The sequence below is a fragment of the Nonomuraea sp. NPDC049269 genome, assembly GCF_043197155.1.
Classification (GTDB): domain Bacteria; phylum Actinomycetota; class Actinomycetes; order Streptosporangiales; family Streptosporangiaceae; genus Nonomuraea.
In genome coordinates this window covers 955,217-974,398 of sequence record NZ_JBICSO010000003.1, presented here as the reverse complement: position 1 = coordinate 974,398, position 19,182 = coordinate 955,217, and the positions used below count along the sequence as shown (strand labels likewise).

General features: G+C 72.2%; 14 protein-coding genes. 10 read left to right on the top strand and 4 right to left on the bottom strand.

Going from position 1 to position 19,182, the window contains the following annotated elements:
* Positions 1 to 50 precede the first annotated feature (50 nt).
* Entirely contained in the window at positions 51 to 659 is a 609-nt protein-coding gene (locus tag ACGFNP_RS22020) for a TetR/AcrR family transcriptional regulator (protein ID WP_393321324.1), read from the bottom strand.
* A gap of 79 nt (positions 660 to 738) precedes the next feature.
* On the opposite strand from ACGFNP_RS22020, the gene ACGFNP_RS22015 reads away from it, so the two are divergent.
* Complete coding sequence (locus ACGFNP_RS22015; RefSeq protein ID WP_393321321.1) at positions 739 to 1,491, top strand: SDR family oxidoreductase; 753 nt, start codon at positions 739 to 741, stop codon at positions 1,489 to 1,491.
* Between the two features lie 107 nt (positions 1,492 to 1,598).
* Positions 1,599 to 2,348, top strand: coding sequence for an HpcH/HpaI aldolase/citrate lyase family protein (locus ACGFNP_RS22010; protein WP_393321318.1), 750 nt, complete (start codon positions 1,599 to 1,601; stop codon positions 2,346 to 2,348).
* On the opposite strand, the gene ACGFNP_RS22005 is transcribed toward ACGFNP_RS22010, so the two are convergent.
* Complete coding sequence (locus ACGFNP_RS22005; RefSeq protein ID WP_393321315.1) at positions 2,345 to 3,808, bottom strand: alpha/beta hydrolase; 1,464 nt, start codon at positions 3,806 to 3,808, stop codon at positions 2,345 to 2,347. The two genes, ACGFNP_RS22010 and ACGFNP_RS22005, sit on opposite strands and share 4 nt — an antisense overlap.
* 146 nt (positions 3,809 to 3,954) lie before the next feature.
* Between ACGFNP_RS22005 and ACGFNP_RS22000 the strand changes: the two genes are divergently transcribed.
* The gene (locus ACGFNP_RS22000; RefSeq protein ID WP_393321312.1) at positions 3,955 to 6,018 is read left to right on the top strand and encodes a histidine kinase; all 2,064 of its coding nucleotides are present in this window, start codon (positions 3,955 to 3,957) and stop codon (positions 6,016 to 6,018) included.
* On the opposite strand, the gene ACGFNP_RS21995 is transcribed toward ACGFNP_RS22000, so the two are convergent.
* Positions 6,015 to 6,623, bottom strand: a complete 609-nt coding sequence (locus ACGFNP_RS21995; RefSeq protein WP_358339927.1) for a response regulator transcription factor — start codon at positions 6,621 to 6,623, stop codon at positions 6,015 to 6,017. The genes ACGFNP_RS22000 and ACGFNP_RS21995 overlap by 4 nt on opposite strands.
* Positions 6,624 to 6,721: 98 nt before the next feature.
* Here ACGFNP_RS21995 and ACGFNP_RS21990 point away from each other — a divergent pair, with 98 nt between their 5' ends.
* The 3 genes from ACGFNP_RS21990 to ACGFNP_RS21980 are packed head-to-tail and all read left to right on the top strand — an operon-like array spanning position 6,722 to position 10,669.
* A complete protein-coding gene (locus ACGFNP_RS21990; RefSeq protein WP_358339926.1) occupies positions 6,722 to 7,456 on the top strand; it encodes an ABC transporter ATP-binding protein in 735 nt (244 codons plus the stop codon).
* Complete coding sequence (locus ACGFNP_RS21985) at positions 7,453 to 9,897, top strand: FtsX-like permease family protein (RefSeq protein ID WP_393321578.1); 2,445 nt, start codon at positions 7,453 to 7,455, stop codon at positions 9,895 to 9,897. Before ACGFNP_RS21990 ends, ACGFNP_RS21985 begins: the two co-directional genes overlap by 4 nt.
* A gap of 22 nt (positions 9,898 to 9,919) precedes the next feature.
* Positions 9,920 to 10,669 carry a DUF2071 domain-containing protein gene (locus ACGFNP_RS21980; protein ID WP_393321307.1) on the top strand — a complete coding sequence of 250 codons (750 nt, stop codon included), beginning with the start codon at positions 9,920 to 9,922 and terminating at the stop codon, positions 10,667 to 10,669.
* A 94-nt stretch (positions 10,670 to 10,763) separates the two neighbouring features.
* On the opposite strand, the gene fusA is transcribed toward ACGFNP_RS21980, so the two are convergent.
* Complete coding sequence (gene fusA, locus ACGFNP_RS21975) at positions 10,764 to 12,803, bottom strand: elongation factor G (protein ID WP_393321304.1); 2,040 nt, start codon at positions 12,801 to 12,803, stop codon at positions 10,764 to 10,766.
* Between the two features lie 398 nt (positions 12,804 to 13,201).
* Between fusA and ACGFNP_RS21970 the strand changes: the two genes are divergently transcribed.
* The 4 genes from ACGFNP_RS21970 to ACGFNP_RS21955 all read left to right on the top strand — a co-directional run bounded on the left by ACGFNP_RS21970 (position 13,202) and on the right by ACGFNP_RS21955 (position 19,177).
* A complete protein-coding gene (locus ACGFNP_RS21970; protein ID WP_393321301.1) occupies positions 13,202 to 13,732 on the top strand; it encodes a CAP family protein in 531 nt (176 codons plus the stop codon).
* Positions 13,733 to 13,841: 109 nt separating this feature from the next.
* Positions 13,842 to 14,072, top strand: a complete 231-nt coding sequence (locus ACGFNP_RS21965) for a hypothetical protein (RefSeq protein ID WP_358339922.1) — start codon at positions 13,842 to 13,844, stop codon at positions 14,070 to 14,072.
* Between the two features lie 94 nt (positions 14,073 to 14,166).
* The gene (locus ACGFNP_RS21960; RefSeq protein ID WP_393321298.1) at positions 14,167 to 17,379 is read left to right on the top strand and encodes a BTAD domain-containing putative transcriptional regulator; all 3,213 of its coding nucleotides are present in this window, start codon (positions 14,167 to 14,169) and stop codon (positions 17,377 to 17,379) included.
* Positions 17,380 to 17,389: 10 nt separating this feature from the next.
* The gene (locus ACGFNP_RS21955; protein WP_393321295.1) at positions 17,390 to 19,177 is read left to right on the top strand and encodes a protein kinase; all 1,788 of its coding nucleotides are present in this window, start codon (positions 17,390 to 17,392) and stop codon (positions 19,175 to 19,177) included.
* The last annotated feature ends 5 nt before the right edge of the window (positions 19,178 to 19,182 follow it).

The following is a 19,182-nucleotide window of genomic DNA, read 5'->3' as shown; positions in this document are numbered from 1 at the left end:
TCGGTTGCCTGCGCGACCTGCGTATACGGATGATGATTTTTTTCTGCTACTCAGCCGCCGCCGTGCCAGCTCTCGCCTTGTCGTAGGCGGTCCAGGCCGAGCCACAGGGCGTTCATCGCGGCGGTGACGACCTGGTGGCGGGGGATGTCGCGGTGGTCGTACCACCACAGAGCCAGCCCTTGGATGGCGGCGCGCCAGGCTTCCCAGGCGAGCTCCAGCTCGACGCCGTCCGCGTCGTACTCGCGGGCGAACATCGGCAGGATCAGCGCCCGGCTCTCGGCCTCGACCTGGCGGCGGAGGTCTTCGATCTCGTCTTGGCCGGTGGTGTCGCGAAAGAGCATCCGCCAGGCGTACGGGTGCTGCTCGATATAGCCGAGCCAGTCGTCGATGGTGAGTGAGATGCGCTGGTCGGCCGGGCCCGCGCCGGGCAGGTGGCGGTGCCAGATCGCCCGTAGGTCGGCGAAATGCCGCTGCAGCAGGTGCCGGTGCAGCTCCAGTTTGCCGGGGAAGTGGTCGTACAGGACCGGCACCGAGATGCCCGAGCGCTTGGCGATCTCCTCGACCGAGGCGCCGTGGTAGCCGCGCTCGGCGAACACCTCTGTGGCGGCGCGCTCGATCACCTCGCGCCGGGCCTGGGGTGTCAGCCTCTTCCTGGTCAAGGAGCCTCCCGTTGACAACCTAGTAGAGACTAGGTAACGCTGTACCTAGTTTCCACTAGGTAAGGGAATGGGGCTGGTCATGGATCTTCGGCTACATGGCAGGAGCGCGCTCGTCACCGGCGGCTCGAAGGGGATCGGCGCGGCGGCCGCCGAGGTGCTGGCCGAGGAGGGCTGTCACCTGCACCTGGCCGCGCGGGACAAGGCCGCTCTGGACGAGGTGGCCGAGCGGCTACGGGCGGCGCACGGTGTCGAGGTCACCGTGCATCCGGTCGACCTGCGGCGGCCCGAGGGCGTCAGCTCCCTGGCCGAGGCCGTCCCGGACATCGACATCTTGATCAACAACGCGGGTGACATCCCGGCCGGTTCGCTGGACGAGGTGGACGAGCGGACCTGGCGGGAGGGGTGGGAGCTGAAGGTGTTCGGCTACATCAACCTCACGCGGCTCGTCTACGCCCAGATGAAGGCCCGCGGGCACGGGGTGATCATCAATGACATCGGCGCCGCGGGGGAGCGGGTCGACTCCGCGTACATCGCCGGAAGTGCCGGTAACGCCGCGCTCATGGCGTTCACCCGGGCGCTCGGCGGGCGCAGCCTGCGTGACAACATCCGCGTGGTGGGGATCAACCCGGGGCCGGTCGAGACCGAGCGGATCGCCAAGCTCATCGCCACCAGCGACCGCTTCCGGGAGGCGGCGACGCGGTTCCCGCTCGGCCGGCCGGCCAAGCCGCGGGAGATCGCCGACATGATGGCGTTCCTCGCCTCCGACCGCTCCGCCTACACCAGCGGCGTCATCGTCACCATCGATGGCGGACTGTGCGCGGGCGGCGCCTGAGCGGGCAGGCAGGTCAGCCGCCCGGTCGTGAACGGGGTTCTCCTCGGCTCCTCCAGCGTCGATCATCTGAAGAGCAACATCGGCCCCGCAACCGATAGGAGCTCGTCATGAGATTCGCCCAACGCCTGCGTGAACGGGAGCGGCTGGCCGGATTCTGGCAGGTGACCGCTAACCCCATCGCGACCGAGCGCCTCGCCGGGCTCGGCTACGACTATCTGTGCCTGGACCTGCAGCACGGGCTGATCGACTACGCCGGGTACCTGGCCTGCGCCGTCGCCGCCGACGCGGGCGGGGGCGTGATGGTGGCCAGGGTCGCCACGAACGACCTCACCCATATCGGTCGCGCGCTCGACGCGGGGGCACAGGGGGTGATCGTCCCGCTGGTCGACTCGGCGGAGGAGGCCGCCGCGGCCGTACACGCCTGCCGCTACGCGCCGACCGGCGGGCGCAGCTTCGGGCCGTTCAGGTCGAGTCTGCGCATCGGGCCCGATCCCAGGGAGGCCGACGAGGCGATCGCCTGCATCGTCATGATCGAGACTCTCGGCGGCCTGGAGGCGATCGAGGAGATCTGCCGTACCCCCGGCCTCGACGGCGTCTACGTCGGGCCGGCCGATCTCGCGCTGGCTCTCGGCGCACCCCGGCCGGGAGCCGAGGTCGAGGGCTTCGCCGAGGCGCTGGACCGGATCACCGCGGCGGCGAAGGCCGCTGGGATGGCCTGCGGCATCCAATGCCATTCCGGGCCGGAGGCGGCCATGCGCCTGGCGAGCGGCTTCACCTTCGCCTCCGTCGCCAGTGACCTCACCCTCCTGGAGGAGGCGGCCCGCGCTTCCCTCCACGCCTGCAGAGCGGAGAGCTAGCAGTTCTTGTCGTGGAGCGGCAGACGCCCGGTGGTCAGGAAGTCGGTCACGGACCGGTCGCCGCAGGCGTTGCCGTTGGCCAGGTAGACGCCGTGGCCGCCGGAGTCGACGCTGACCATGCGGGCCCGCTGCCCGAACGCCTGGCGCATCTTCAGCGCGCCGCTGTACGGCGTCGACGGGTCACGCAGGTTCTGGATGAGCAGCACGTTGGCCGGGCCGTGCGAGCCGACCCGTACGGGCCGCTCGGCGGGCTTGACCGGCCAGTACGCGCACGGCCCCATGTTGACCGGCATGCCCGCGGTCAGCGGGTGGGCGATCCGGTCACGCGCCACCTGCCGCTGGTGCGCGGCGACCGAGTCCGGCCACTCGACGTCGTTGCACATGGTGGCGCCGGCGGTGGCGGCGGTGTTCTGCAGGGCGGCCGCCGGCGGTGTGTTCGACGGGGGCAGTTCGCCCGTGGTCAGGGCGGCTCGCATGAGCCCGGCCAGCATGGGGAAGTTCGCGTCGGAGTAGAGCGCGTTGAGCATGGTCTCCCGGAGGAGGTTGCCGTTCAGCTCCGCGGGATTGGCCCCCGGCCACGGCAGGGGCTCGCGGTCCAGGTCGGCGGCGAGCTTGAGGAAGGTCTGGCGGACCGCCGCCGCGTCGGTGCCGAGGCCGTACTCGCCGTCACGGGCCGCGGCCCAGGCGGCGAAGTCGGGGAAGCGGTCCTCCACGCCGACGGTGTAGTTGGCCAGCCACTGCCGCGCCACCCGGTTCGGATCGGGATCGTCGTTGCTGTCCAGGACGACCCGGTCGGTGCGCTCGGGGAACATGGTGGCGTAGACGGCGCCCGCGTAGGTGCCGTAGGAAACGCCCCAGTAGGAGATCTTCCGCTCGCCCAGCGCCCGGCGGATGCCGTCGATGTCCCGGGCCTCGTTGCGGGTGGAGATGTGCCGGATGAGCGGCCCCCCGTTGCGGGCGCAGGCCTCGGCGATCCGGCGTGACCAGGCGGCGTTCTCCGCGATGCCGCCGTCGGCGTCGGGATACGGCTTGAGCCTGGTGAGCGAGAGGTCACGGGTCTCGAGCCCGCACGAGACCGGTGAGCTCTGGCCCACACCGCGCGGGTCGAACCCGACGATGTCGTAGCGGTCGAGCACGTCCTGCGGCAGCTTCTTGACCAGGGCGCTGGGCCGGTTCAGGCCAGGGCTGCCCGGCCCGCCGGGGATGAGCAGCAGCACGCCACGGCGTGAGGCGGGCTTGGCGGTCCTGATCCGCGACACGGCCAGCGAGATCGTCGGCCCGCCGGCCGCCTGGTAGTCCAGGGGGACCTGAAGGGTGGCGCATTCCTGCCGTGCGTCGACACCGGGCCCGCCGGGGCAGGCACTCCATGAGGTGGCCGCCGCCTGCGCGGGGGCGACGATGCTCGCGGCAAGGAGGGCGGCGGTTGCTCCGGTGGCGGACAGTCTCGCTAGGTTTCGCATCGGGGGTCCTCTTCAGTTCGGCTTGTGTGATCGACTCTGTCGGGCCGTGGATCTTCGAACCAGAGACCGCGTCACCGAAGACCCATGACCTGCTCACGAAACGGACAACCCGTAGGCTTGCCCCCGGTCTGAGACGGGGGAGTGAGTTGTCGCAGGTTCCGGTGCCGCGCCTGGCGCGGGGGATCGTCATCGTGGTGCTCGCCGGGTTCACGTCCGTCTATCTGCTGGCGGGCTCGCCGCTCGCGATCGTGGCGTTCGGGCTGCAGCTCGTCTACGTGCTGCGCTCCCTGCGGCGGTTCAGGGGGCCGTGGCTGCTGGTCGTACAGGCGCTGGTCGGTTACGCGGCCACGCTCGGCTTCGGCACCTCGGTCGGGCTGCTCGGCTTCCTGGGCGGGTCGCTGCTGCTGACCCCGGCCTGGCCGCTGGCTCCACTGGTGGCGGTCAGCGCCGCCGTCGCCGGACCGGCGGACCCCGCGATCAGCATGGTGCTGATCGCCCTGGTGGTCTACGGTCTCACCCGGCTCACCGACCGGGTGGACGAGATCCACGCCGCCCGGCTGGCGCTGGCGCTGGCGGCGGCGGACGAGGAGCGGCTGCGCATCGCCACCGGGCTGAGCGACGGCCTCGGCAGGAGCCTCGCCGCCATCGCGGCCGGCGTCCGGTCGGTTGTGGATCAGCCGGAACGCGCCGCGGAGGTGCTCGGAGAGGTCGTCGGCACCGCCCGCAGCTCCCTGGCCGCCGCCAGGAACGCCGCCGCGGACTACCGCGCCACATCTCTGGCGCCCGAGATGACGACCGCCCGCGCGATGCTGACGGCCGCGCTGATCAAGACCGAGACGCGGGTCGGGCACTCCGAGCCGCTCGGTCCCGCGGGCGCGCTGCTCGCGGCGGTGCTGCGCGAGGTGGTGACCGAGGCCGTACGGCAGAACACCGCCAGAACGTGCGTGATCGAGACCACCACCGCCGACGGGACGGTCCGGCTGCGCGTCACCCACGACGGCGCCCGCACGGCCGAGGACGAGAGCCTGGCCGACCTGGCCGCGCAGCTCAGCCAGGCGGGCGGCAGCCTGACCACGGGCCTGTCCGCCGAGGGCTGGCTGACCGTCGACGCCGTGCTGCCGGAGGGGCCGGTGCGGGCCGAGGAGGACCCGGGCGCCTACCGGCTGTCCGTCGCGCTGCTCGCCGCCGTGCTGGTCGGGTTCTCGATCAAGGCGCTGCTGCTCGTCCCCGCGAGCCTGCTGGTGCCGGCTGCGGCCTGTCTCGCGGTGATCGTCGTCATGCAGCTCCGGTACGTCAACGGACGGCACATGGCCGCGCTCACGGTGCTGGCGCTGCTGGTCTACCTGCCGATTCCGGTGTTCGGCCGGGCCTGGGTGGGGGTGGCCGGGTTCCTCGCCGGCCCGATCCTGCTCGCGTTCCGGTGGCGGGTGGCCTGGCCCCTGGTCGGGTGCGTGACGGCGAGCGTGGCGGCGAGCGCGGTGCTGCTCGGCCTGCCGGTCCCGGTCACGGTCAACTTCGCCGCGAGCACGGTCGTGACCGGGCTGGTCATGTACGGGCTGATCGAACTGGCCCAGCTCGTACGGGAGTTGCAGGAGGCCAGACAGGCGCTGGCCCGCTCCGCCGTGGTCGAGGAGCGCCTGCGCGCCGCCCGCGACCTGCATGACCTGCTGGGGCACAGCCTGGCCGCGATCCTGCTCAAGTGCGAGTTGGCCAGACGCCTGGACCCCGCGCGGGCCCGGGACGAGCTGGCGGACGTGCTGGCCATGGCCGAGAAGGCGGAGGCGGACCTGCGGGTGATCTCCGGCGAACAACCGGTGATGTCGCTGGCCGCCGAGGCCGCATCGGCACGGTCGCTGCTGGCCGCCGCGGGCATCCAGGTGGAGCTCGACCTCGCGCACGGGGAGCTGTCCACGGAGGTGGAGAACGTCCTGGGCACGGTGCTCAGGGAAGCGGTGACCAACGTGCTCAGGCACAGCTCGGCCCGGCACTGCGCGATCACGACGGTCGTGGAGGACGGAGTGGTACGGCTCCGCGTACGCAACGACGGCGTGCGTCCGGCGGAGGGGCGGCCTGGTTCGGCCGGGATCGGCAACCTGACCACCCGCCTGGCGGCGCTGGACGGACGGCTCGGCACGGCGCGCGAGGACGGCTGGTTCGAGCTGACGGCCCAGGCGCCCAGCTCGAACCGGCCGATCGCGCAGGTCGGTTAGATCCAGCCCGCCTCGGTGGCGATGCGGACGGCGTCCGTGCGGTTGCGGGCGTTGAGCTTGGCGACGATGGCGGTCAGGTAGTTGCGCACCGTCCCCGCGCCCAGGAAGAGCAGGGACGCTATCTCGGCCGCGTCGGCGCCGCCCGCCGCCATGCGCAGCACGTCGGCCTCCCGAGGCGTCAGCGGGTTGTCGGCCAGGTCCCAGGCGGTGACCGCCAGCGAGGGGTCGAGCACCCGCTTGCCGGCGGCGACCTCGCGGATCGCCGAGACCAGGTCCTCGGGCGGCGCGGTCTTCAGCAGGAACCCGTCCACCCCCGCCCCGAGCGCGCGGCGCAGGTGCCCCGGCTTGCCGTGCCCGGTCAGCATGAGCGTGCGGCACGACGGCAGCTTCACGCGGAGTTCGGCCGCGGCGGCCAGGCCGTCGAGCGTGCCGGGCATGTCGATGTCGAGCACCGCGACATCCGGCCGGTGAACCAGGGCCGAGGGGATGGCGGCGTCGCCCGACTCGACCGCGGCCACGATCTCCAGGTCCGGTTCGAGGCCGAGCAGCGCGACCAGGGCGCCCCTGATGACGTGCTGGTCCTCGGCGAGAAGCACACGAATCACAGTGGTATGTCTATCAGTGTCCGGATCATGATGACGTCATGGTGGATGCGTGATCGGCTCTCTGTTCCGCGCCGTCCCTGGTCAGCAGGGTAGAAGCCATGACAGACGTGCTGCGCTTGGACGCGGTGAGCAAGGTGTACGGGAAGGGGCAGGGCGCGGTCGCGGCCCTGCGCGAAGTGTCAGCAGGCATTCCCCGCGGGAGCTTCACCGCGGTCATGGGCCCTTCGGGGTCGGGCAAGAGCACGTTCCTGCACTGCGCGGCGGGGCTGGACGTGCCGTCCTCGGGTTCGGTGCGGCTCGGCGGCACCGAACTGGCCGGGATGGACGAGACCGCGCTGACCGTGCTGCGCAGGCAGCGGATCGGCTTCGTGTTCCAGGCGTTCAACCTGGTCTCGGCGCTCACCGTGATCGAGAACATCACGCTGCCGCTGCGGCTGGCGGGCGTGCGGACGGACCGCGCGTGGCTTGACGAGGTCGTGTCCAAGGTGGGCCTGGAGGGGCGGACGGGCCACCGGCCCGCGCAGCTGTCCGGCGGCCAGCAGCAGCGGGTGGCCATCGCCAGGGCGCTGGTCACCAGGCCCGAGGTCGTGTTCGGTGACGAGCCGACCGGTGCGCTGGACACGATGACCGCCCGGGACGTGCTGACGTTGCTGCGGGAGATCGTGGACGGGACGGGACAGACGGTGGTGATGGTCACCCACGACCCGGTGGCCGCCTCCTACGCCGACGCGGTGCTGTTCCTGGCCGACGGCAGGATCGTCGACTCCCTGGCGGCTCCCACCGCGGAGCGGGTCGCCGAGCGGATGACCAGGCTGGGAGCGTGGGTGCGATGATCTCGGTGGCACTGAAGACGCTTCGGCACCGCAAGGCCGCCTTCGCGGGGGCGTTCGTCGCGCTGTTCTGCGCCGCCGCCCTGGTCTGCGCCTGCGGCATGCTGCTGGACACAGGACTGCGCGGAAGCGTCGCCCCCGAGCGCTACGCGGGCGCCCCGGTGATCGTCACCGGGGATCAGTTCGTCCACCAGACGGTCCGCAAGTCGGAGGAGAAGACCAAGACCAAGGCCAAGCAGCTGTCCGAGCAGGCCTGGGTGCCCGCGTCGCTGGCCGACCGGCTGCGCCGGGTCCCCGGCGTCTCGCGGGTGGTGACCGAGGTGACCTTCCCCGCCTACGTGGCGGGCCGCCGGTTCCAGGGGCATGGCTGGGAGTCGGCGGCGCTCACGCCGTACACGTTGGGTACGGGACGGGCGCCGAAAGCGGAGGGTGAGGTGGTCGTGGAGGCCGCGTCGGGGTTCTCCGTGGGCGCCCGCGTGCCCGTGCGGACGGCGGCCGGGAGCAGGACCTACCTGGTGACCGGTGTCACCGCCCAGGATCTGCCCAGCCAGGACACGCTGTTCTTCGCCCCGGCCGAGGCCCGGCGCCTGGCGGGACGGGCGGGGCAGGTCGGCGCGATCGGCGTCTTCCCCCGGGTGGATGTGTCCGAGGCGCTGAAAGATGTGGCCTCGGATGGACGGGCGGCGCTCGCCTACACCGGGGACGAGCGCGGCGCCGCGGAGTTCCTGGGCGCCGAGAAGGCGCGGGTGAAGCTGATCAGCCTGGGTGGCGCGCTCGGCGGGACCGCGCTGCTGGTGGCGATCCTCGTGGTGGTCGGCACGTTCGCGCTCTCCATCCAGCAGCGCCAGCGGGAGATCGCCCTGCTCAGGGCCGTTGCGGCCACCCCCCGCCAGGTGCGCGGGATGCTCGGCGGCGAGGCGCTGCTGGTCGGCGTGGTGGCCGGGGCCCTCGGCTCGGCGGCCGGTGTCGGCCTGGGATTCTGGTTGCGGTCCAGGTTCGTCGCGCTGGGCGCGATGCCGGAGAACCTGCGGCTGGTGGTCAGCCCGTTCCCCATGCTCGCCGCGCTGGGCGCGGCCGTGCTGGCGGCCTGGGCGGCGGCTCACCTCTCGGCTCGCCGCGCCGTGCGGATCCGTCCGGTGGAGGCACTCGGCGAGGCCGAGTTGCCGACGGCGCGCGTTCCCGCGGGCCGGATGGTCGCTGGTCTGCTGTGCGCCGCGGGCGGCGTCGTGCTGACGCTGGTGCTGTCGGTCCTGTCGACCGAGGCGGCCTCCAGCCCGCTCACCCTGCTCACCGCGCTGGTGTGGACGGTCGCCGTGTCGCTGCTCGGCCCGGTGATCGCCCGTACGGCGACCGCCCTGCTCGGGGTGCCGCTCCGGGCGGCCAGGACGGCCGGATACCTGGCCGGCGCCGGCCTGCGGGCCACGTCCAAGCGGCTGGCCTCGGTCGTCACGCCGCTCAGCCTGATGGTGGCGATGACCTGCACGATCCTGTTCGTCCAGACCACGATGGGGCACGCCGCCCAGGAACAGGCGACGACAGGCACCAGAGCGGAGCACGTCCTCGGCCCGCACGTCCCGTCCGGCATGGCGGCGGCCGTGCGCGGGCTCCCGGGTGTCGAGGCGGTCACCGAAGTGCTGCGTACCTCCGTGCGGGTCGGCCTGGACAAGTACGGCGCGCAGGCCGTGACCGCCGACGGGCTCGGCAGGACCATGGACCTGGGCGTGGTCGCCGGCTCGCTCGACGGCCTCGATGACGGCTCCGTCGCGGTCAGCCGGACGGCGGCCGAGCGGCTCGGCGTCTCGGCGGGCGCGAAGCTCCGCCTGACGCTGGGCGACGGCACCCCCGCCGAGCTGCGCGTCGTCGCGATCTACTCACGCGGGCTGGGCTTCGGTGACCTCACGCTCTCCCGCGCGCTGGTGGCCGGGCACGTGGACGACCCGCTCGGCACCGTGCTGGTCGCGGCTCCCTCCGTGACCCGGGCGGAGCTGGAACGGGCCGCGCCGGGAGTCGGCGTGCTGGACCGGGCCCAGGCGGTCGAGGCGGGCGCGGCCAACGCCGAGGTGAACTACGTGGCGATGGGCCTGATCATCGCGTTCACCGCGATCGCCGTGGTCAACACCATCGCCATGTCCACCTCGTCGAGGTCGCGGGAGCTCGCCCTGCTGCGCCTGGTCGGCACCACCCGCCGGCAGGTGCTGCGGATGCTGAGCCTGGAGACCCTGGTCGCGGTCGCCATCGCGGTGGCACTCGGGACGGGGATCGCGCTGATCACCCTGGTGGCGTTCAGCACGGGCATGACCGGTTCGGTCGTGCCGCACATCCCGCCGCTCACCTACCTCGCGGTGATCGCCGCCGCCGCGGCCCTCGCCCTCCTCGCCACGGCGCTGCCCGCCCGGCTCGTCCTCAGCCGGCGTCCGGTCGAGCTGATCGGCGCACGTGACTAGCGGCGGTCGTACTGTTCTGGGCATGAGCTTCGCCGGCACCTCCCGGCCGCGCCCGCGCTGGTTCCACGCCCGGACAGAGCTGGACGACTTCGCGATCGTCAGCTACCGGGTGGACGAGGACGCCCTGGCCCGGCACCTGCCACCGGGTTTCGCCCCGATGAAGATGACCTTCGACGATGGTCCCGGAGCCCTGGTGTCCGCCGTCGCCTTCCGCGATCGGGACTTCCACTTCCGGTTCTTCTCGCCGGTGGGGATCGACTGCGGGCAGATCAACTACCGGGCCTACGTCACGGCGTACGGCAAGCCGGGCGTCTGGTTCTTCGGCACCCGCCTGGACCACCCGGTCGTCGCGATCCCGCAGCATCTGTGGGGGATGCCGTGGAGCCGCGAGCGCATCGTGATCGAGGCGGACTGGGACGCCGACCCGGCCCGCTGGCGACTGGTGGCCGGGGACGCCCGCTGCGAAGCGGCCGAGCTCACCCGGGAACCACTCACCCGGCTGGCCGGTTTCACCGACGAGTCGGACTGGCTGGAACGGCTCACCCATCCCACCCAGGGCTGGTACCGGCGCCGGGACGGGAAGGTGGGGGTCTACAGCATCTGGCACCCGCCGATGCGGCCCCGGTATCTCGTCGCCGACTCCGCGAGATTTCCGCTCTTCGAACGGCTCGGCCTGATCACGCCGGACGCGTCGCCGCACTCGGTGCTGGCCCAGCCGCGGCTGAGCTTCGACATCCACACCCCGCCGCGCCGCTTCCGCCCGGAAACATAGGCGGCGCTGCGGCCGTGGGATAGCCCGTCCGCGTTCGAGCACGGTCCGACGGCGGATGGCCCCGTCCGCGTTCGGACGGAGCCATCGTCAGGTTCTACCGGACCGGGGCGTAACCGGCGGCCCGGGTGGTGAAGGTGCCCCGGCCCTGGGTCCGGCTACGCAGCCGGGTCGCGTACCCGAACACCTCGGCCAGCGGCACGATCGCGGTGATCACCACCGTGCCGGCCCGCGCGGTCGAGCCCGAGATCCGGCCGCGCCGGGCCGCCAGGTCGCCGAGCACCCCGCCGGCAGCGTCGTCGGGCACGGTGGCCGTGACCTCGACCACCGGTTCCAGCAACACCATGAGGCTGGCGCGCAGTGCCTCGCGCAGCGCGAGCCGGCCGGCCGTACGGAACGCCAGCTCCGAGGAGTCCTTGGGATGGGTGGCTCCGTCGGTCAGGGTGATCCGCAGGCCGGTAACCGGGTGGCCCCCGAGGGGTCCATCGGCCAGGGCGTCACGGCAACCGGCCTCCACCGCCCGGACGTACTCCCGTGGCACCCGGCCGCCGACGACGGCCGAGTGGAACACCGCGCCGTCGGCGGCGTCCAGCGGATCCACGTCGAGGACGACGTGGGCGAACTGGCCCGCCCCTCCGTCCTGCTTGACGTGCCGGTACAGCAACCCGGAGACCCCGCGAGCGACCGTCTCCCGATGGGCCACCTGCGGCCGGCCGATGCCGACATCCAGCCCGTGGGCGCGGCGGATCTTCTCCGCCGCGACCTCCAGATGCAGCTCGCCCAGCCCGGACAGCACCGTCTGACCGGTCTCGGCGTCGGTGCGGACCACGAGCGAAGGGTCCTCCTCCACCAGCCTGGCCAGCGCCGACGCCAACCGGTCGACTTCGGTGCTCTTGCGAGCCTCGACCGCCACGGAGACCACCGGATCGGCCACCGTCGGCGGTTCGAGGAGCAGCGGCGCCTCGGGTGCGCACAGGGTGGCGCCGGTGCGGGCCGCCTTCAGCCCGACCACCGCGACGATGTCCCCGGCCGCCGCCCGGTCCACCTCGGTGTGCCGGTCGGCCTGCACCCGCAGGATCCGGCCGATCCGCTCGGTGCGCCGCGCGCCGGTGTCCAGCACCGCGTCTCCCTTCCGCATCGTTCCCGAATACACCCGCAGGTACGTCAGCCGCCCGGTGGCGGTCGACTGCACCTTGAACACCAGCGCGGCGAACGGCCCCGCCGGGTCGGCGGCGCGTTCCCGCACCTCGCCGTCGTGGGTGCCGCTCACCGCGGGCACGTCCAGCGGCGAGGGCAGATAGGACACGGCGGCGTCCAGGAGCGGCTCGATCCCGCGGTTGCGGTACGCCGATCCGCACAGCACCACGACGCCCTCACCGGTACGGGTCAGGTCGCGTAGCGCGGTGGCGAGGGTCCGCGCGGAGATCGCCGACTCCGCGCAGAACTCCTCCAGCGCGATCGGGTGCAACTCGGCCACCGTCTCCTCAAGCAGCCGGCGGCGCCGCTGCGCCTCTTCCCGCAGAGCGTCCGGCACCGGGCCTTCCTCGACCGTGTCGCCGGACCAGACCCATGACCGCAGACGCAGCAGATCCACCACCCCGGTGAACCCGTCCTCCTGCCCGATCGGCAGTTGGACCACCAACGGGACCACGTGCAGCCGCGCGCGGATCGACTCGACCGCCGCGTCGAGGTCGGCGCCCGCGCGGTCCAGCTTGTTGACGAAGGCGATCCGCGGCACCCCGTACCGGTCGGCCTGCCGCCAGACCGACTCGCTCTGCGGTTCGACCCCCGCGACGCCGTCGAACACCGCGATCGCGCCGTCGAGCACCCGCAGCGAGCGCTCCACCTCGTCGGAGAAGTCGACGTGGCCCGGGGTGTCGATCAGGTTGATCCGGTGGCCGTCCCAGGAGCAGCTCACGGCAGCGGCGAAGATGGTGATCCCGCGGTCGCGCTCCTGTGAATCGAAGTCGGTGGTGGTCGTCCCGTCGTGTACCTCGCCACGTTTGTAGGTGGCGCCGGTGATGTAGAGGATCCGCTCGGTGATGGTGGTCTTGCCGGCATCGACGTGGGCGAGGATGCCCAGGTTGCGGACCCTGGTCAGGGAGTCGGGGAGATGTCGGTGCAGGTTGGTACGCATGGCCTGTGGCCCTTCGGGACGCTCCAAAGAGGACAGCGCGATTCCCGGACGAACGCAGCTTGGGTTTGGGCAGGCTGAATGATCAGGTGTTCGTCAGGGACGTCCAGTGCCGGCCGCGCAGCCGACCCCGGGCCGACGAAGACACCAGGATCACCTCGTACCGTGACGGGGGGATGACCGAAGCGGTGCTGTGGCGCACGGTCGGCTCCCCTCACTCGTCAATGCGCCCGCAGCGGGCGCTGTTCGTGGCGAGTGTACTGAAACCGGCGTACGTGGGGAATCGGTTTTTCTTCCCGAGCTGCTCGGCGTGCCTCGAAAGGCGTGTCGCTCCCTGGAACCGGCGGACGGGACAGCATCATGGATATCGCTGTTATTGCCGCCGAAGAAGGAAAGCGTAGATGCGAAATCTGGGCAAAGTCGTCGTCGCTTTGATGGGCGCCGCCGCCCTCACGATGTCCGCCTCGGTGCCTGCCGCGAGCTCTGTCGCGGAGTGGAATGATTCCTTCTCCACCGGAATGGCGGCCCAGCACAAGGCCTACCGCGCTCATTACGGCGCCGAGCCCCTGGACCTCGACCCGGAGTTGACGCGTTACGCCACTCGCCGGGCGCAGAAAATGGCCGCCGCCGACGGCGCGCTGAGCCGCTCGCATGGCCCTTATGGGGAAAATCTCTTCATGTCATGGCCGAACCAGCCGACGGCTGCCGAGGTGGTCAAGGCATGGATGGACGGGGCTGCCGAATATGACTACGACAATCCCGGATTCAGCAATGCCACGGGCAATTTCACGCAGGTGGTCTGGAAGAGCAGCAAGAAACTCGGCGTCGGCTTGGCCCGCAGTGTCTCCGATCGCTGGTACGTCGTAGCCGTTTACGACCCGCCGGGAAACTACACCGGCCAGTTCGCCCAGAACGTCGGGCGGTACCAGTAGGTCTGTGGGGCGATAACGGGAAATATCGGAAATCTCCGGCGCCGCTGTGCGGCCGGACGCTAGCCTTGGCGCGGCCTTTGGGGATCAGCTGATCGTAGCGGGGTGGACGGTGACGGTTCCTCGGGTGCTGGAGTTCCGGGAACCGGAGCGCATCGGTGACCACCGGATCTCGGCCGTGCTCGGGGAGGGCGGCCAGGGCAGGGTGATGGGCACCGCCACCATCGGCGACATGCTCACGACGGCGCGGGCACGGCAGCAGTACCGGTACGGCTTCGGCCTGCGCGGCACGACCGGCACGATCGGCATCACCAGAACAGAGGGCCGCAGCGCCCAGGACTAGGCGAGCCAGGCAGGTGAGCCGGTGGGCGACAATCGAGGTTGTGCGGTTTCGGGTACTTGGTCCTTTGGCGGCATGCCGTACCGACGGGAGCCCGATGGCGACCGGCGGGCCACGGCTGCGGGCGCTGCTCGCCCTGCTGCTCCTGGACGCGGGCCGGATCGTCACCGGCGAACGCCTGATCGACGGCCTGTACGGTGACCAGCCCGGCGCCGTGAACGCCCTGCAGTCCCAGGTCTCCCGGTTACGCAGGGGGCTCGGGTCGGACGCGCCTGTGGAGTTCCATCCGGCGGGATACCGGCTGGCCGTCGATCCGGCCGAGGTCGACGCGCTCGTCTTCGAACGTCTGGCCGCCGAAGGCCGCGCCGCGGGGTCCGCCGAGGAGCGGGCCGCCGTGCTCGGCCGGGCGCTCGGGCTGTGGCGCGGGCCGGCGCTGGCGGACGTACGTGACGCGCCGTTCGCTACGGCCCAGGTCACGCGACTGGAGGAGCTCAGGCTCGACGTCACGGAGGAGCGGATCGAGGCGGAGCTGGCGCTGGGGCGGCACCGCGAGCTCGTACCCGAGCTGCAGGGCCTGGTCGTGGCCCATCCGGTGCGGGAACGGCTGCGCGGGCAGCTCATGCGGGCCCTGTACGGGAGCGGGCGCCAGAGTGAGGCGCTCTCCGCGTTCGAGGCGGCCCGGAGCGTGCTGGCCGAGGAGCTCGGGGTGGATCCGTCGCCGGAGCTGGCCGCCGTCCATCTGGCCGTACTCCGGGGCGAGCTGCCCGTTTCACCGGTGAATTTCGCTGCTCGGGGTGCTCCGTCACAGTTGACCAGCTTTGTGGGCAGGAACGAGGATCTCGGCGCCATCGCGGAGCACCTCACCGCCGCCCGGCTGGTCACGCTGATCGGCCCCGGTGGCGCGGGTAAGACCCGGCTGGCGATCGAGGCATCCGTACGGCATCCGGGCGAGGTCGCCTTCGTCGAGCTGGCCGAGCTGGGCGAGCGGGCCGAGCGGGCCGAGGGCGGTGATGTGGCGCGGGCCGTACTGGCCGCGCTCGGCCTGCGCGACGGCCTGCTCTCCGCCCAGGGTTCCGCCCAGGAACAGCGCTCTCCCGGCGAGCGGCTCGTCGTGGCCCTCTCGGACCGTCCGATGCTGATCGTGCTCGACAACTGCGAACACCTCGTCGAGGCCGCTGCGGCCCTCGCCCATCGGCTGCTCAGCGCCTGTCCAGGCCTGCGGGTCCTCGCCACGAGCCGGGAGGCGCTCGGCGTCACGGGCGAGACGCTGTTCCCCGTCGCCCCGCTGGCGCTGCCGGCCGAGGGCGCCCCGCCGCTGTCCGCGCCCGCCATCCGTCTGTTCGCCGACCGTGCCGCCGCCGTGTGCCCCGGGTTCGCCGTCGATGGGGGTAACGCGGGTGACGTGCTGCGGATCTGCCGGGCGCTCGACGGGCTGCCGCTGGCCATCGAGCTGGCCGCCGCCCGGCTCCGCGCGCTGCCGGTGGCCGAGGTCGCCGCGCGGCTGGACGACGCGTTCGGCCTGCTGTCCCGGGGGAGTCGTACGGCCCAGCCGCGGCATCGGACGTTGCGCGCGCTGGTCGAGTGGAGCTGGGAGCTCCTGGACGTACCGGAACAGCGGCTGGCCAGGAGGCTGAGCGTGTTCGCGGGTGGAGCCACGCTGGAGTCGATCGAGGCCGTCTGCGGGGAGGCCGACGCCGTGGAGGTGGTGGCGGGGCTCGTCGACAAGTCGCTGGTCGAGGTGGTTGGCGATCGGTATCGGATGCTGCGTACCATTCACGCCTTCTGCGCTGAGCGGCTCGCCGAGGCGGGAGAGGCCGAGCGGCTGCGGCGGGCGCACGCCGAGCACTTCCAGGCCCTGATGAGCACGGCCGCGCCGCACCTGCTCCGTGCCGAACAACTCGAATGGCTCGCCCGCATCGACGCCGAACACGACAACCTGCTCGCCGCCGTCCGGTGGGCCGTACCGGCCGATCCCGAGCTGGGGTTGCGGCTGGTCGCGGACCTGGTCACGTACTGGTGGCTGCGTGGCCGCCGGGCGGAGGGCGCGGGTCCCGCCCGCGCGCTGCTGGCCGCCGTCGGCACCGAGCCGCCCGCCGAGCTGGCGGGCGAGTACGTCCTCTGCGTCCTCGGCGCCACCCCCGGCGGCGGCGCCGAGCCACGCCGGCACCTGGCGACGGCCAAACGGCTCATGGCCTCGATGAACCTGGTCGAGCACCGCCCTCAGCTCATCTTCTTCTGGGCCACGTTCGCCGGTCCGTCGGACGCGGACTACCGCGACGCCATGGCCGAACGCATCCAGACCGGTGCCGATCCCTGGACGGACGGGCTCGGCCACCTCGGCCGCGGCGTGCTCGCGCAGCTGCTGGCGGGTGACGTGGCGACGGGAGAGCGCGAGTTCGAGCTGGCGCTGGCGAGCTTCCGGTCGCTCGGGGAGCGCTGGGGCATGCTGACCACGCTCTCGGAGCTCGCGGAGCTGGTGTGCTGGCGGGGGGACGGCGAGCGGTTCGCGGCGCTGGTGGCGGAGGCGTTGCGGCTGGCGGACGAGCTCGGCGCCGTCGAGGACCGGGCCGACCTGCTCTGCCGGCGCGCGGAGGGCACGATCCTGCTGGGCGACCTGGACACGGCCCGCGCCTCCTATGAGGAGGCACTGGAGCTGGCCCGCCGAACCGGCGCCCTGGAGGCCGCGGGAAAGGCCCGGCACGGGCTGGCGGAGGTCGCCCGGCTGAGCGGGGACCTGGCGGGGGCACGGCGCGCGTACGAACAACTGCTGACCGAACACCGGACCGGCACCGGACGTCCGGACGAACACCGGACCGGCACCGGACGTCCGGACGAGTCCGCGAACCTGGGGCCGGAGGCTGCCCTGGGGCGCCCGGACGAGCCGTCCGGGGGGTCGTTCGGGGCCGATCTTGGCCATGTGGGGGTGTTGATCGCGCTGGGCTGGATCGCCGTGCAGGAGGGCGAGGCGGTGCGGGCGGCGGCGCTGCAGCGGGAAGCGGTGGACCGGGCGCTCGGTCTGCACAGCCGGCCCCTCGTGGCGTTGGCGGTCGAGGGGCTCGCGGGCGTGGCGGGGCTGACGGGGGATCACGAGCGGGCCGCCGTGCTGCTGGGCGCCGCCCGTACCTGGCGGGGCACGGCGCTCACGGGTGATCGTGACGTCGCCCGCGTGTCGGCCCTGGCCCGTGAGCGGCTGGGTGACGCGGCCTATGAGAAGGCGTACGGCCGCGGCGACAGCTACGACCGCGACGGCCTGCTGGCGATCATCAGCCCGGATGGCCCACCCCGGAGCCCGCAGTCCGGCGCTGGCTAGGGTGTCTGCGATGAGTGGTGAGCGGGTCATAGGCGGGTACGCGCTGCGGCGAGTGCTCGGGCGGGGCGGCATGGGTGAGGTGCACCTCGCCACCACGCCTACCGGTGGCCTGGCCGCGGTCAAGGTGATCCATCCCGAGCTGGCCCGCGATCCCGCGTTCCGGCGGCGGTTCGAACGCGAGGTGGCCGCGGCTCGCCGGGTGGCCAGGTTCTGTACGGCTCCGGTGCTGGACGCCGGGCTCGACGGAGATGTCGCTTATCTCGTCACCGAATACGTTAAAGGGCCAGATCTGGCGCAGGCCGTACGGGAGCAGGGGCCGCTGTCCGGCTCCGACCTGGAGGCGCTGGCGGTGGGCATCGCGACCGCGCTCGGCGCCATTCATGGGGCGGGGGTCGTTCACCGGGACCTCAAGCCGTCGAACGTGCTGCTGTCGCCGCTCGGTCCGCGCGTGATCGACTTCGGCATAGCGCAGCTCGTCGACGCCGACAGCCTGGCCAGCCAGGCGATCCTGGGGACACCCGCGTTCATGGCGCCTGAGCAGGTACGCGGGGAGCCGCTCGGGCCGGCGGCCGATGTGTACGCGTGGGGTGGGGTGATCGCTTTCGCGGGGACCGGGCGGTTGCCGTTCGGGGGCGGGGCTCCGGCTGAGGTGCTGTACCGGATCGTCAACGAAGGGCCGCGGCTGGACGGCCTTGATGAGGGTCTGCGGGACGTGGTGGAGCGGGCGATGGCCAAGGAGCCGCGTGGTCGTCCAACGGCTCAGCAGCTGCTGGCGTCCCTGATGGGAGGCACGCATCTCACCCCGGCCACAGCCACTCAGGTGGTGGAACGCACCTGGACCGGGCCTCGTGGCTTGGCAGGACCGGTTGACGGGGCGTTCTTGCGGGGTGCGGGACCGGTTGACGGGGCGTCTGTGCGGAGCGCGGGACCGGTTGACGGCGCGTCCGTGCGGAGTGCTCACGGTATTAGCGCGTCTGTCCAGGGGCCGCCAGATGTGAGCGGAACCGCCCTTGTCACTCCTGCTGCACATGCGTCCGGCCAGATTGCTCCAAGCGCGAGCGGTGATGTCTGGGACGCGGCTGTACCGAGTGCCTCTGGCCGGAATGCGCTGTCGGACGGAGGATCCCCGCAGGCTCGTGGTGGGGTGGCGCGGCGTCGGTGGCCGTGGGTGGCGGCGATCGTCGTCGCCGTGGCCGCTGTGGTGGTGGGGCCCGTGGTGGTGCCTCGGATGTGGGAGGGGCGGCCGTACACGGCGGGGTTCGGCGACTCCTGGGCTACCGGGGCGTCCGACGGCGGGGACGCGCGGGTTACCGGGAGTGACTACGTGCTGACCGCCAAGCCGGGGTGGCGCCTGTGGAAGTCGGCGCCCGCTCGGGAGCCGGACGGCGGCGTGGTGGTGAGCGCGAAGGCGCGGCGCGAACAGGGGTCCGGCGAGTACGGCGTGTGGTGCCACGGCTCGGCGAGCTCGGGGGACCGCTACGAGTTCGGGGTGAGCGGCTCGGGGCAGGTCACGATCGTCAAGCGCCGTACCGGGCAGAAGGGCACGCCGCTGTACGGTCCGGCAGCGGCCAAGGTTTCGGCCGGGACCAACCGGATCGTCGCCGAGTGCGCCGATGTCGGCAGCGGCGGCGGCAAGGTGGGGTTGCGGATGTGGGTGAACGAGCGGCTCGTCGCCGAGGTGTCCGATGCGAGCGATCCGCTCGGGTCCGGTGAGGCCGGGGTTTATGCGGCGCCGGACGCCAAGGAGGCGCTACGCGTACGCTTCGAGTCGTTCGCCACCGACCGCACGAAGGACTAAGCCTC